Annotated in this window: 13 protein-coding genes and 1 pseudogene; 8 read left to right on the top strand and 6 right to left on the bottom strand. The window is 22.2% G+C overall.

Annotated elements, in window-relative coordinates:
- Position 1 precedes the first annotated feature (1 nt).
- Together AC5SLY_RS00860 and AC5SLY_RS00855 are read right to left on the bottom strand one after the other, a co-directional pair.
- A complete protein-coding gene (locus AC5SLY_RS00860; RefSeq protein WP_494598912.1) occupies positions 2–886 on the bottom strand; it encodes an SDR family oxidoreductase in 885 nt (294 codons plus the stop codon).
- Positions 876–2,675: an acyltransferase family protein gene (locus tag AC5SLY_RS00855; protein WP_494598911.1), complete on the bottom strand. Its 1,800-nt coding sequence runs from the start codon at positions 2,673–2,675 to the stop codon at positions 876–878. Before AC5SLY_RS00855 ends, AC5SLY_RS00860 begins: the two co-directional genes overlap by 11 nt.
- A gap of 78 nt (positions 2,676–2,753) precedes the next feature.
- Here AC5SLY_RS00855 and AC5SLY_RS00850 point away from each other — a divergent pair, with 78 nt between their 5' ends.
- The 7 genes and pseudogenes from AC5SLY_RS00850 (at position 2,754) to AC5SLY_RS00820 (ending at position 9,211) form a co-directional block, all read left to right on the top strand.
- The gene (locus tag AC5SLY_RS00850) at positions 2,754–3,356 is read left to right on the top strand and encodes a glycosyltransferase family 2 protein (protein ID WP_494598910.1); all 603 of its coding nucleotides are present in this window, start codon (positions 2,754–2,756) and stop codon (positions 3,354–3,356) included.
- 100 nt (positions 3,357–3,456) lie between these two features.
- Entirely contained in the window at positions 3,457–4,458 is a 1,002-nt protein-coding gene (locus tag AC5SLY_RS00845) for a dTDP-glucose 4,6-dehydratase (protein ID WP_494598909.1), read from the top strand.
- The gene (gene rfbA, locus AC5SLY_RS00840) at positions 4,455–5,318 is read left to right on the top strand and encodes a glucose-1-phosphate thymidylyltransferase RfbA (protein WP_494598908.1); all 864 of its coding nucleotides are present in this window, start codon (positions 4,455–4,457) and stop codon (positions 5,316–5,318) included. The genes AC5SLY_RS00845 and rfbA overlap by 4 nt, the downstream gene beginning before the upstream one ends.
- Positions 5,318–6,177, top strand: a pseudogene (locus tag AC5SLY_RS00835) (NAD-dependent epimerase/dehydratase family protein). Before rfbA ends, AC5SLY_RS00835 begins: the two are co-directional and overlap by 1 nt.
- Positions 6,164–6,697, top strand: a complete 534-nt coding sequence (locus AC5SLY_RS00830) for a dTDP-4-dehydrorhamnose 3,5-epimerase family protein (RefSeq protein ID WP_494598907.1) — start codon at positions 6,164–6,166, stop codon at positions 6,695–6,697. Before AC5SLY_RS00835 ends, AC5SLY_RS00830 begins: the two are co-directional and overlap by 14 nt.
- On the top strand, positions 6,694–7,902 hold the full coding sequence (locus tag AC5SLY_RS00825; protein WP_494598906.1) for an aminotransferase class I/II-fold pyridoxal phosphate-dependent enzyme: 1,209 nt from the start codon (positions 6,694–6,696) through the stop codon (positions 7,900–7,902). The genes AC5SLY_RS00830 and AC5SLY_RS00825 overlap by 4 nt, the downstream gene beginning before the upstream one ends.
- Before the next feature lie 13 nt (positions 7,903–7,915).
- Positions 7,916–9,211: a hypothetical protein gene (locus tag AC5SLY_RS00820; protein WP_494598905.1), complete on the top strand. Its 1,296-nt coding sequence runs from the start codon at positions 7,916–7,918 to the stop codon at positions 9,209–9,211.
- Positions 9,212–9,214: 3 nt separating this feature from the next.
- On the opposite strand, the gene AC5SLY_RS00815 is transcribed toward AC5SLY_RS00820, so the two are convergent.
- Together AC5SLY_RS00815 and AC5SLY_RS00810 are read right to left on the bottom strand one after the other, a co-directional pair.
- Positions 9,215–10,036: a 2OG-Fe(II) oxygenase gene (locus AC5SLY_RS00815; RefSeq protein ID WP_494598904.1), complete on the bottom strand. Its 822-nt coding sequence runs from the start codon at positions 10,034–10,036 to the stop codon at positions 9,215–9,217.
- Positions 10,037–10,046: 10 nt separating this feature from the next.
- On the bottom strand, positions 10,047–11,048 hold the full coding sequence (locus tag AC5SLY_RS00810) for a hypothetical protein (protein WP_494598903.1): 1,002 nt from the start codon (positions 11,046–11,048) through the stop codon (positions 10,047–10,049).
- A 74-nt stretch (positions 11,049–11,122) separates the two neighbouring features.
- Between AC5SLY_RS00810 and AC5SLY_RS00805 the strand changes: the two genes are divergently transcribed.
- Positions 11,123–11,644 carry an HAD-IIIA family hydrolase gene (locus AC5SLY_RS00805; RefSeq protein WP_494598902.1) on the top strand — a complete coding sequence of 174 codons (522 nt, stop codon included), beginning with the start codon at positions 11,123–11,125 and terminating at the stop codon, positions 11,642–11,644.
- A 133-nt stretch (positions 11,645–11,777) separates the two neighbouring features.
- On the opposite strand, the gene AC5SLY_RS00800 is transcribed toward AC5SLY_RS00805, so the two are convergent.
- Both AC5SLY_RS00800 and AC5SLY_RS00795 read right to left on the bottom strand, forming a co-directional pair.
- Positions 11,778–12,728, bottom strand: a complete 951-nt coding sequence (locus tag AC5SLY_RS00800; protein WP_494598901.1) for a Gfo/Idh/MocA family protein — start codon at positions 12,726–12,728, stop codon at positions 11,778–11,780.
- Complete coding sequence (locus AC5SLY_RS00795) at positions 12,725–13,978, bottom strand: methyltransferase domain-containing protein (RefSeq protein WP_494598900.1); 1,254 nt, start codon at positions 13,976–13,978, stop codon at positions 12,725–12,727. Before AC5SLY_RS00795 ends, AC5SLY_RS00800 begins: the two co-directional genes overlap by 4 nt.
- Positions 13,979–13,981: the final 3 nt, after the last annotated feature.

Here is a 13,981-nt window from a genome sequence, read left to right as displayed (position 1 = left end):
TTTATCTTAAATATTTTTGTAGGTAAAATTTTTTGAGTATTTTATTAATATCTGAATTCGGTTTCCAATTTATTATTTTTTTAATTTTAGTAATATTTGCTATTATATTATTATCATCATTTATTATATTATTAAGTATTATCTTTTTACTTTTGGTTATTTTATGTATTTTTAAAACAATATTTTTAAGTGATGCTGGTTTTCCTGATGCAATATTAAATATACCTTTACTTTTTTGCATATAAAGCATTCCAATTAGAGAAGTTATCTCATCTACAGATATAAAATCTCTTAACCCGTTATAGTTAGACAGATTAATATCTAATTGTTTGGTATTTAAAATTTTCCTAAATGTATTTGGTATAAAAAATGATTTATCTTGCTTTATGTCTGTAAAACTAAATATTCTACCGATACAAAAAGTGATTATTTTTTTACTCTTATTTTTAATATATTTTTCAGATAATAATTTAGTTTTTCCATAATAATTATGTGGTGACAGCTTATCATTTTCACTGAAAGGTCTTAAATTTTTCCTTACCCCATAAACATGTGATGTCGATGAATAAAAAAACCAAACATTTTTATTTTTATAAAAATTAATTGCATCAATTATATTTTTTGTACCATTAAAATTAATTTTTAAAGCTCTTTTTTTATTACCTTGAACTTTTTGAACTGGAACTATTGCTGCTAGATGAATAAAGGCATCAAATTCATTGTCCTTAATCCATTTAAAAACTTTTAGTCTATGTGTGATATCAATATTGCATTTTATAAATGTATTTTTTTTAAATTTATTTATAAAATTGGTTCCAATTATACCAGTGTGACCTGTTATAGCGATTTTTTTATTAATAATACCTTTTAAGAAATTATTTCTCATGGATAAAAATTTTATTTTTGATCAACCAATTGTCAAAAAAATTAGTGAGATAAACGCTACCTTCTTGACTTAAATGAATTTTATCTCTGAAATATAAAATATCATCATTGTGGCTATAAATACTACATGTATCATGAGGGCACAAATAATCTAAATAGTTATAAATATAAAGATTTTTAAATTTTTTTTCTAAACCCTCTAAATAAAATTTTTTATATTTATTATTTATTAAGATGTTTTCTTTTTTTATTTCACAGTACCTATTACTTATTATGCATGCTTCTGGCGTGTTTTCAAATTCAATATCTGGATATACAATAATGATTTTTATAGACCTATCTATTCTGGTAACTAATTTTTGTAAAAGTTTTTCATACCCAAAATTACTTTCAGAATAAAATGAAACAAATAAGATTTTACTTTCATAATTTTCCTTCATTATTTTTTCACTTATCTTTTTAAAATCACAGCTATCCAGAGTGAAAGAAGAGCAATATTCATTTTTTTCATTCACAATATACTCAACATTATCAGTCATATTGCTCTCATTAAGCATTGGTACATAGTGCAAAATTAGACTGTCTCCTATTAAATATATTTTTTTCTTACTTAGTTTATTAATTTTTTTAATTTCAATATCCATCTTAGATCTTTCACTTATTTTATATTTGTTTTCAAAAAGGTTAAAGTTACTTGAAAATAATTCAATTTTTTTATTAAAAATTGAGAGAACTATTACAATAATTATTGGGACCATGAAAAATGGAATAAGCTGATAAAAAGTTTTTTTTTGATAGGGGTGTTCAACAAATTTAAAGGTCAAATATGAAAAAATAATTGTAATTATAAATGATAATATTTCATACTGATAATTTCCTAAATAATAAAAACTAAAATATAAAACTGGTATGTGCCATAAATAAAAAGAATAAGAGATATTACCTAAACTACAAATTAATTTATTATGAATAATCTCATATATTAAATTTTGCTTTGCATTAATGTTTACTAATATTAAAAAAATTAAAATATTATTTAAAATAATTTTTAAATGAAAATTTAGATCTTCAAAACCTATCGCTACATTGAAGAATAGCAAAAAATATAATATATATAAAATATTATTATCTAGGATAATTTTTCCATGTTTGAATAAAAAAAAACTTAAAACACCTAATCCTAATTCCCAAAAACGTGTGATGATGCTATAAAAAATAAATTTTTCGCTATAAAAACTAGCACTAAAAAGACAAATTGAAATTATTGATAGAACAAGTACTGTTATAATAAAGCCTTTATTTTTTAATTTTAATATTTTAAATAATGAATAAATTAAAATTGCATAAATGAAATAAAATTGTTCTTCTACCCCTAAGGACCATGAGTGATAAAATGGATTTAGCATTTCAATATCAAAATAGTCATGTTTTGAAAAAAGCAAAAACCAATTTGATAATCCAAATAATGATGCTACATACGTTTTTATAACTCCTTTACCCTGAAATAAAAAACCGTATAAAAGATAAACAATAAGTGTAATCGTAAAGATAAAAATTAAAGCTGGCAACAATCGTTTTATTCTTCTTAGAAAAAAATTTTTGATATTAAAATTTATAATAGACTGATCATAGATAGATTTTGTAATTACAAAGCCTGATATTAGAAAAAAAATATCTACACCAAGAAATCCATTTAAGAATAGATCAAGATTTAAGTGGTACAAAAAAACAAATAAAACTGCATAACCTCTTAAAGACTGAATAAATAAAAAATGCTTATTTTTTTTCATTAAAATTTCATTTAATTACACTGTTTTCATATTTTTGGTGTTTGCAAACTTTTTATTGTAACTTATAAGCTGTATTTTATGCTTAAAAACAAATTACTAGTATTTATTGTAACTTACAATTCTTCGTTCAGATTAAAAATAATATTAAGCAAATTAAGAAAAATTCAAAGTCATACTAGTTTTGACATCTTAGTTAGTGATGATTGTTCTAATGATGATACAATTAAGTATTTCCCTACAATAAACAAACGTATTTTTACAAATATAAATAAAAAAAATTTAGGTTATGGTGGCAATGTTAAAAAATGTTTAAAATTTGCAATAAAAAAAAAATATTCTCATGCAGTAATGATACATGGTGATAATCAATATGATGCTCGCTATATTAAAGACCTCTATAACAAAATAAAAGATTCAAAGGTTGATGCTGTTACCGGGTCTAGAATGATCAATCCAATAGATGCTTTAGGGGGTAAAATGCCAATTTATAAATTGATTGGAAACCTAACCTTAACAAAAATTTTTAATTTACTATTTTCAACAAATTTTACTGATGCACATACAGGTTTATGGCTTTACAATATTGCTACAATTAAAAAGATAAATATAAAAAATATAGATAATAAATATAATTTTGATAATCAATTAAGAATTAAACTAATAAAACAAAAAAAAAAATAATTGAAATTCCAATAAAAACTTATTATCGTAATGAAAAATCTTCTTTTCATATAATGTATGCAATTAAATTCATACTAGATATTATAAAACAAAAATTTGTATGAAAAAAATACTAGTAACAGGTGGATCAGGCTTTATTGGAACAAATTTAGTAAATTTCTTGTTAAAAAAAAAAAATAAAGTGACAAATATTGATAAATTATCCAATTTATCAACACCTGAAAGATTTAAAAATAAAAGCGATAATTATAGTTTTCACAAATTTAATATTTCAAATGAAAAAAAGCTTAAGACTGTTCTTTTAAAAAATTTTGATACAATTGTTCATCTGGCAGCTGAAAGTCACGTAGATAGATCAATTGATACACCTAAAAAATTTTTCTTAGAAAATACAAAATCTACTATTTTTTTTTATGATCAAATAAAAAGCCTTGTAGTCAATAGAAAAATTAAGAGTCCTAATATAATTCACATTTCAACTGACGAAGTATATGGCTCAGTAAAAAAAGGTTCTTCAAAAGAAAATTCAAAAATTTATACTAGTTCACCTTATTCTGCCTCTAAGGCATCTAGTGAAAATATTGCTCAATTTTATACGGAAACATTTAAATTAAAGATATGCATATTGAGAATAACAAACAATTACGGTCCTTTTCAATTTCCAGAAAAGTTTGTACCTAAAACAATTCTAAGAATTTTTGAAAAAAAAAAGATACCCCTTTATGGTAATGGTTTAAATATTCGAGAATGGATGTACGTTGAAGATACCTGCGTAGCGATAAATATATTAATAAATAAATTCAAAAATAAAAAAATATATAATATTGGTAGCAATGAAAGACTAAATAATTTGAGTGTGCTTCATAAAATGTTTGAAAAATTGAATTATAAAAAAAATATGATAAGCCTTGTTAAAGACAGACCAGGTCATGATTTTAGATATGCCTTAAATTCTGACTTTTTTAGAAAAGAATTTAATTGGAAACCTATAAATGACTTTAATTCCGGTATAAACAAAACAATTGAATGGTATAAAACTAATCACTCATGGATTAATGAAATTAAAAAAAAATATAAGGACTATAGATTGGGTAATACGTGAAATTTAAAGGGATCATTTTAGCGGGCGGAAAAGGGACAAGGTTAAACCCATTAACAAAATCTGTAAATAAACACTTGCTCCCAATATATAATAAACCATTAATTTTCTATCCACTCTCTATCTTAATGTTGGCAAACATTAAGGAAATATTGATCATTGTTAACGAGGAGGATTATGATTCGTATAAAAAATTATTAGGCAATGGAAGCAGAATGGGTATTAAGATAACCTACAAGATTCAAGAAAAACCAAATGGAATACCTGAGGCTTTCACAATAGGTAAAGATTTCATTCAAAATTCAAATGTTGCCTTAATACTTGGAGATAATTTTTTTTATAGTCAAGGTTTAACTGAAACATTAATACAATCGCAAAAAAATTTTAATGGAGCTAAAATTTTTTGTTATAAAGTAAAAAATCCAAATGAATTTGGTATTGCTGAAATTAAAAATAAAAAGATTATTTCACTCAAAGAAAAACCAAATTATAGTAAATCTAATCTTGCTATCAGTGGCTTATACTTTTTTGACAAACATGTCTCCAGATTAGCCTTGAATTTAAAGAAATCTAAAAGAAAAGAAACAGAAATTATTGATTTAATTAAATCTTACCTAAAAACTAATAAACTAAAGTATCATTTACTTGGTAGGGGTGCGGCATGGCTAGATACAGGTACGCCCGAGGGAATTTTTGAAGCAGGAAACTTTGTATATAATGTAGAGAAAAGACAAGGCTTTAGTATTGCTTGCATTGAAGAAATTGCGTTTATAAAAGGTTGGATTAAAAAAGATGGTATAAAAGATGCGATTAGATTTTATGGAAAATCAAGTTATAGCAAGTATCTTGAAAGTCTAATTTAGTGAAAAATATTTTATTAACAGGAGGTACTGGGTTTATTGGAAAAAATTTTACTAATATTTTAAAAAATAAATATAAAATTTTTCTACTAGTAAATAAAACAAAAAAAAACTTATCTTTTAAAAATGAAAAAAATATCAATTATTTATTTTTTAATGATGTTAATGAAATTAAAAATATTCTTAAAAAAAAAGGATTACATACTTTGTTAATCTAGCAACTCATTACACTCTAGAGGATAAGGATAAAGATATAATTAAAATCATAAATGCTAATGTACTGCTACCAAGCATAGTAATAAGTTCATTGAATAAAAAATATTTAAAAAAAATAATAACTATCGGTACTATGATGGAACACTATAATAATAGTAAATACTATCCATCAAGTTTTTATGCAGCAAGCAAAAGATCATTTGAAGCCTTAATAAAATATTATAAATTGAGATATCCACTTTTAAAAGTCTTTAATCTCAAATTTTATGAAACCTTTTCAGATAAAGATGAAAGAAATAAGATAATACCAACTATAAAAAAAAATTATACAAATAATAAAATTACTAAAATTTCTTCAACTAAACTTTCACTTAACTTTTTGCATGTTGAAGATATCATTAATGCTATTGAAATTATTTTAACAAAAAAAATTATACCAGGAAATTATCAGATTAAAGCTAAGAAATTTACAAAAATTAAAGACCTAATTGAAAAATTTAATAAAAAAAATTTTAAAAAAATTAACTGTAAGTTTGGTAATGAAAAGCTTTTTCAAATCAATTATAATTTGAAAAAATTACCTTATTGGAGGCAAAAAACTTTTATAGAGATAAAGTTTAATAGTATTATTAATGGAAAAAATTAAAACTAATTTCAAGGATTTGTATATTATCAAAAGTGATAATCATGAAGACTCAAGGGGATATCTAAGAGAAATTTATAAAAAAAATTTATTTAAACATCAGTTTATTTTTGATTATTACTCATTTTCAAAAAAAAATGTTATAAGGGGAATGCATTTTCAAATAAGTGATCAGCAAGATAAACTAATAACTGTTATTAAAGGTCATATAAAAGATTTTTGTATAGACTTAAGAAAAAATTCAAAAACCTTTTTAAAAACTTTTGAATTAAATTTATCTGCAAAAAATGGGATGTCACTTTTGATACCTAAAGGCTTTGCTCATGGGTTTTTAGCTCTAAATAAAGAAAATATAGTGTTATATAAAAACTCAAAATACAGAAAATCAGCAAAAGAAATGGGTATAAATATATTTGATAAAGATTTGGGTTTAAGATTAAAAAAAATGAATTATATAGTATCGGACAAAGATAAAAAAAATTTAAATTTAAAAATATTTCTAAAAAAATATAAAAGTTTATGAGAAAAGTGTATTACGCTAAAGCTGTCTATGGTAAAAATGAAATAAATGCTGTCACTAATGTTTTAAAAAATAGTGCCTTATCTCTTATGGATGGCAAAAAAGTTAAGGAATTTGAAAAAAAAGTTTCTGATTTATTTGGAAAAAAATATGGATTAATGGTTAATTCAGGCTCTTCAGCTAATCTACTGGCTTTTGCTTCATTGAATTTAAAAAAGGGTTCTGAAATAATTACACCTACGTTAACTTTTTCAACCACAGTAGCACCTATTTATCAATTAGGATTAAAACCAAAATTTATTGATGTGCAACCAAATAAATATGTTGCTAATATTGATCATATAATTAAAGCGATTACTAATAAGACTAAAGCAATAATAATTCCTAATCTTTTAGGTAATATTCCAGATTGGAAAAAGATACATAATATTTGTAAAAATAAAAAAATTTTCTTGATTGAAGATTCTGCAGATACAATTGGATATAAAATACATGGTAAAACCACAGGACAATATTCAGATATAGTAACCACAAGTTTCTATGCCTCCCACATTGTTACAGGTGCTGGGTTTGGTGGTATGGTTTGTTTTAATGATAAAAACTTTTATAAAAAAGCTAAGATTTTAAGAGCTTGGGGAAGATCATCAGCCACATATAATGAGAGTGAAGATATTAAAAAAAGATTTAAAAAAGATAAGTTTAATTTTAATTATGATAAAAAATATGTTTTTTTAGACTTTGGCTATAATTTTATACCTTCTGAAATATCTGCTGCTTTTGCATTAGAACAAGTAAAAAACTTAAAAAAAAATTTTAGCAGTAGAGTAAAAAATTTTAAATATCTTAAAAAATTTTTATCTAAATATGAACATTATTTTGATCTTCCCATTCAAGATAAATTTGTTAAAACATGTTGGCTAGCATTTCCATTAATAATAAAAAAAAATAATTTTTTTAACCGAAATGATCTTCAAGTTTATCTAGAAAAAAATCAAATCCAGACCAGAGTGATATTTTCAGGAAATATTTTAAAACAACCATTAATGAGAAATAAAATTTATACTAAAATAAAAAATTGTGACATAGAAAGTAACCATGTGATGCAAAATGGGATATTAATTGGGTGTCACCATGGCTTAACTCTTAAAGATTTAGAATATATTACAAATACTTTTAAAAAATTTTTAAAAAGCAAAAAGATAAACTAATATTAACAAAATTTTGTTTAATCTAAAAAAAATAAGTACTAATAAAAATCTGTTAATTGTATTCTTTATTGTAGTTAGCTACAAAATTTTATTATTAGAAAGTCATAATGTAACTTACGACGAGTTGTATTCTTTAATAAACTATACTAATTATTACACATTATTTCTTAAAGATAATTTAAATAACCATATAATTAACTCAATATTTGGAACACTTATTGGCACTTTTTCTTTTGAAATTGTTAATTTAAGATTCATTTCATTTATATTTTTTATATTAGGTTTATTTTATTTAGATAAAACTACAAAAAGTAAGGCTACATTAATTATATTTTTATTATTATTTTTAATTGGAAACAATTTATATGTTTATTCATTTTTATACCGTGGATATCCTTATAATTTTTTTCTATTCGCACTAGCGTTTTATATTTTATTTCAAAAAAATACTAAAAATGATTATCTAGTATTATTAATATTTTCTGCTTTAACTTTTTTTGCTCCATCAAATATATTATTAATTTGGCCATTATTATTTGTTTACAAAAAACAATTTAATATAAAAAAAATATTTTTTTATTACCTTATCCCTGTAGGTATTTTATTAATGATTAATATATTAGTTACTGGCATCTATGAACTGAGGGGTGAAGTGCTTCTTGAAACTATCAATTATCATTTCTTATTCAATATTAATAATTTATGGTTAATTTTTACAAATGGACTAAGCGCTTATGTAAATTTGATATTTGGATTCTATGAAAAACAATCTTTACTAGATCATTATAACATCTTTCTAAGAGATGATAAAATTTTTTTATTAATAACTTTTTTGAATTTAATTTTTTTAATTTATAAATTTTATGAAAAAAAAATTGATAAGTTTGACAAGGTTTTTTTTCTTTTTTTGGTCTTATTTATTTTTTTATCTAACGCACCTTTTGCAAGAGTATACTATCCTTTTTATACATTTTATTTTTTATACTTGGATAAAATAATAAATGAATTAAAAATTGGATATCTCTACAAAAATAATTTTAAAATAATAAGTTTAATAGCAATTATAGTTTTTGTTACAAATATTAGTTTTGATACTAAATTAATAAATAATATTGACATTAATTATCATTATTCAAAAATGAAAAATATAACAGCTAAACATAATGATAGAATATCAAAAGATTGTTCTCTTGATTATTCAATTATCAGCCCTTTAGAAAAAGATTTATTTTATTATAATCGTCTAATAATATGTAATAAAAAACTTGATATTTTTGAAGTTAAAGAATTTCAAAAGCTAAGTGAATAATGTTTATTTAAAGATATTTAAAATTTTTGAAGCTGATTTATCGTTCATAATGTTCATTCTTTTTAATAAATCAAACAATCTCAGTAAATAATTTTCAAAATTAATTAATGCTTTAAACAAAATAGTGTCATTTTTTTTCGAAATATATTTTGTAGATTTACTGTTTATGATTTTTCTTGTATCAACGTAATAGTACAAAGCTAAAGATTTTCTACTAACATTTTTTGGTAATTTCAATTTTTTAGTATGTCCATGATAACTTGTGTTATTTGTAATAAAAATGACAGCTCGATTAAACTTTGGTGATATTGACTTTAAAATTTTTTTTCCATGTTTGTCATACAACTCTAAATTTCCTCCATATTGATCTTTCCAATCATTATTAAAATAAATCAATAAATTTATAACTCTTTTCCATTTTAAATTCTTATGATGAGAGGCAAAATCAGTATGAATATTTAAATAGCCTTTATTGTATACTTGATGTAGTCCAGCACCATCCAAATTATGATCTAGAAATAAATCATTTATATTTGTTATTTTAGTTAAAATTTTTAAAAATTTTTTTTCTCCTAGTTCGCCAATTGTTCTAAGGAGATCTTTTGACATTACACTTTTATCATTTAGTCCATATTTTTTATAGTTATTGATTAAACTATAATTGGTCCATTTTGAATTAAGCTTAAAATTAGATTCAATTTTTTTCGCGACGTCTTTTTTTAGAAAATTATCAATAACTACATACTTAAATTTAGATTCAGTCATGAAATTAGAGAGTTTACTTACTGAGGAATTGGTTAATTTCTTGTAATTAATTTTATTCATTTGTTAAACTTTATTTTATTATTGCTAAACCTTGCTTATAAATTTGTTTTAAAATGAATAAATAAAATATTATTTTATTTAAAAAATTTGTTTTAGGGTTTCTTTTGATCTTATTAATAAATAATTCCTTTAAAAAAGGAATATGCCAAATATTTAATTGTTCAAATTTTGCAATATCTTGCTTCTTAAAAAAGAGACTAAATTTTTTTTTCCAATATATGCTATTAACTTTATTTATCTCTTTTAAAAATTTAATATTAATATGTTTTTGCCACATGAACTTAATTTTCTTGGTTGATGGGTAATTTTCAAAATAAGTAAAAAAATGCATTCTATTAATTGCTGCTAATGATTTATTCTTATTATCAATGTCATTTTTTTCATTTGATATCGCTGAATGACACATATACCAAGCTTGTTTAAATTGATAATATTTCCAATTTACAAATTGAAAATGCATTACTGCACCTTCTTCTCTACTCAACTGTTTAAAGTTATTATTTAATTTTCCAGGTGTTCTACTATAATAAAGATAACTATTTAAAAATTTATCTTTTAAATTATCACAATATACGAAGTCTTTAGACAAATTACTCCAAATACTTTTTTTATCACATCTGTAATGATCAAATTTTTTCCACATTGAAATCCAATCCATAACTAATTTTTCACCTGGCTTCATATTGCTTACATATTTTCTTATATTTTTCATCAATGGATATGTGAAGGCCTCGTCTGAATCTAAAAAAATAAAATGTGTTCCCTTATGTTTTCTACCAAGTTTTAAAACTTCTGCCACAGGTGCATTTGTAATTTTTTTCTTTCTTTTTGAAAAATAAATTGAAATTTTTTTTTTCTTAAAATACTTTAGCAATCTATCATTTTTATTATTTGGAGTATCAAATAAAATTATAATCTCATCTACTGTGTCATATAAACTGGCAATACTAATCTTTAATAAATTAATATTTAATTTATCTTGAAGAGCGCCATATAGAGCGATTAATTTCATAATTTTTTAAATTGATATAACATTAAAGTAATTTTAATAATATATTAATAATTATTATAAAGTAGAAATTCTGAATGAGTCATATTAATGCAATTTTTTTAGATAGAGATGGAGTTTTAATCAAAGCTCCTTTATCAAAAGATCGAAAACCAATTTCAATCAAAAATGTAGAACAAATAACATTTATTAATGGTATTAAAAAGTTTTGTAAAACATTTAAAAAGAAATATCTTTTAATTATCATAACTAATCAGCCTGAATTTATAAGAAAAAAAAATTCTAAAAAAAATATTGAATCTATTAATAATTATATAAAAAATAAATTAAATATAGATGATATATTCACATGTTATTCAGATGATGAAAAAAATATTAATAGAAAACCAAATCCTGGAATGCTATTTGAAGCAACAAAAAAACATAATATTAATTTAAAAAAAAGTTACTTCATTGGAGACAGGTGGAGAGATGTTGATGCTGGTAACAAATCAGGCTGCAAAACTATTTTTATTAATAGGAATTACAACGAGAAATTAAATACAAAACCAGCGTTTATAGTTAAAAAAATATCAGAAATATATAAATGTATTAAGTGATATAACTTCTTCTAAATGACACTATATTTCCAAGATCATATTAAAATTTATTTGAAAAATCAGCATATGAATAATTTTAAAAAATTAATTAAATTTAAAAAATAGCTCATGTTAGCTATAAAAAATTATATCTTTAATTTTTTGTAGTTGAAATGAATTCTATTTTCATTTTATTTTCAATTTTAAATAAAACCCTCATAATTTTATAAGCTAAGTGAATATCATTTCTGTGGTATTTTTTTTTTAAACTTAAATAAAATAATCTTAATAAGTTTTCAAGAGAATCAATTTTACTATAAAAAACCCTCTTAAAATATTTATTATTATTTTTTTTTACAAATATTTCTCTTTTATATCCGTCATATAATAATATTGCTTTTGAACCTTTTATGATTACTCGTTTTTTAGGAATAAGATAACTGTTTGAAAATTTTATATTCACAACTTTATCTTTGCAATATAAATCTATATTGCTCTTTTGAAATAAATATTTTTTTTTTAAGGACAAATTATTTTTTAAGATTTTAATTTTTTTTGGTACTCCAGCTAGTCTAATGGCTATAGCGAGCGGGTGAGGCATCCAATCAAATGATGGTAAAAAAGAATTATTTTTATTAAGAGTATTAAATCCCTTAATTTCTTGATATTTGCCAAAAAACATTTCAATTTTTTTATATTTCCCAATTAATTTTATATTTTTTAAAAAAAATAAAAAAGCTGGATTATATAAATCTGAATGATTAATAAAAATTGATTGTTTGTAATTTTTACATTTCTTATAAAGCTTTTTTAATTCTACAAGATTTGCAACAAGTGGTTTTTCAATAACAAATGGTTTGTTTTGTTTTATAATTTTTCTAGCATATTCATAATGACTTTCTAAAGGTGTGGCTATTATATAGCCATCATTTTTTTTACTTTTTGTAAAAGTTTTAAAATTCGTAAAAAATTTAACATTTAACAATTTAAGATTAGTTATTTTTTTTTTTAGTATTTTATTAATAGAAAGATTTTTTTCTTTTAATGATTTATTAAAGATTTTTTTGCCAATATTGCCATAACCTATTAGAGAAATATTTTTCACTTTTTATTAATAATCTTAATTTTAGGGAAGGGTACTATAAATTTTCCTCCAGAATTAAAAAATTTGTTATGTATTTTAATTATATGATCTGAGTAATTCCAAGCTAAGATTATGATATAATCTGGTTTTGATAAATATATGTGGTTACTTGCTTTTATAGGAATATGAGTCCCTGGCGTAAATTTTTTTTGCTTTAGTGGGTTGTCATCAATTATTGTTTCAATTGAATTATTTTTTATATTAAAATAGTTTAATAAAGTTGTTGTTTTTGCAGCAGCACCATAACCAATTATTTTTTTTTTATCATTTTTTAACTTATCTAATAATTTATTTAATTCTTTTTTTACTTGTATGATCTTCTTTTCAAATATTATAAAAGTCTTGATATTAAAAAGTTTTAATTTATTTCTTTCAAATAATATTTGTTTATTAATCTTATTTTTATTTACTATATGTTTGCCAGTGTGACCAACATATATTCTAATTGAACCACCTTGAGCTTTGACAATTTTAAAATCAAATATTTCTAAATTAAATTTTTTTATAAATTTTATTAATGGGTATAAAGAATGATAATCAGCATGTTCATGATAAATAGTATCAAATGTTTTTTTCTTTATTACGCTTCCAAGATAAGATACTTCAAAAATAAACATTCCCTTTTTGTCTAATAAGTTTGGTATCCCTTTAAAAAAATCATTTAAATCATCAACATGAGCACAAACGTGATTTGCAGTAATAATATCAAATTGGCCATATTTTTTTTTTATTTTAATACTATTATCTAAAGTAAAATACATTACTTCCTGTTTTATTTTTAACTTTTTAGAATATTTTGATAAATTTTTAGCTGGATCTATACCTAACCTATCAAATTTTTTATTATTAAAAAAATTTAGAAAAGTACCATCGTTTGAGGCAATATCTAATATAGAAGCTTTTGACTTAGATATTTTTTTTTTTATCTGGTTCGCATATTCTTCAAAATGATCTCTATTTTGTTTTGATGTGTTTGTTAAATAAAGATAATTATCAAACATTTTTTTAGCTTTAACAATATGAGATAATTGTAGATGAAAGCAATTATTACAGAAGTTTACTTTTAAGGGATAATATTTTTCTTTTTTTGACAGTTCTGATTTTTTTAAAAAGGAATTAGCCAGAGGTGTTGAATTTAAATTTATGACTGTAGTGAGTTTTTTACTATTACATAATCTACACTTCTTTTGACTTCTGCAATCTTTAGTCATGTT

The organism is Candidatus Pelagibacter sp. PS_23 (genome assembly GCF_059417905.1).
Note: the sequence above shows the minus strand (reverse complement) of the source record. Positions and strands in the feature narration are given on the sequence as shown.

What these genes read in the sequence shown, in the direction of transcription:
- AC5SLY_RS00825 (WP_494598906.1), top strand. Translation starts at nt 6,694, where the DNA reads ATGAGAAAAGTGTATTACGCTAAAGCTGTCTATGGTAAAAATGAAATA.
- AC5SLY_RS00850 (WP_494598910.1), top strand. Translation starts at nt 2,754, where the DNA reads ATGCTTAAAAACAAATTACTAGTATTTATTGTAACTTACAATTCTTCG.
- AC5SLY_RS00810 (WP_494598903.1), bottom strand. Translation starts at nt 11,048, where the DNA reads ATGAAATTAATCGCTCTATATGGCGCTCTTCAAGATAAATTAAATATT.
- AC5SLY_RS00860 (WP_494598912.1), bottom strand. Translation starts at nt 886, where the DNA reads ATGAGAAATAATTTCTTAAAAGGTATTATTAATAAAAAAATCGCTATA.
- AC5SLY_RS00845 (WP_494598909.1), top strand. Translation starts at nt 3,457, where the DNA reads ATGAAAAAAATACTAGTAACAGGTGGATCAGGCTTTATTGGAACAAAT.
- AC5SLY_RS00805 (WP_494598902.1), top strand. Translation starts at nt 11,123, where the DNA reads ATGAGTCATATTAATGCAATTTTTTTAGATAGAGATGGAGTTTTAATC.
- AC5SLY_RS00815 (WP_494598904.1), bottom strand. Translation starts at nt 10,036, where the DNA reads ATGAATAAAATTAATTACAAGAAATTAACCAATTCCTCAGTAAGTAAA.
- AC5SLY_RS00855 (WP_494598911.1), bottom strand. Translation starts at nt 2,675, where the DNA reads ATGAAAAAAAATAAGCATTTTTTATTTATTCAGTCTTTAAGAGGTTAT.
- AC5SLY_RS00795 (WP_494598900.1), bottom strand. Translation starts at nt 13,978, where the DNA reads ATGACTAAAGATTGCAGAAGTCAAAAGAAGTGTAGATTATGTAATAGT.
- AC5SLY_RS00830 (WP_494598907.1), top strand. Translation starts at nt 6,164, where the DNA reads ATGGAAAAAATTAAAACTAATTTCAAGGATTTGTATATTATCAAAAGT.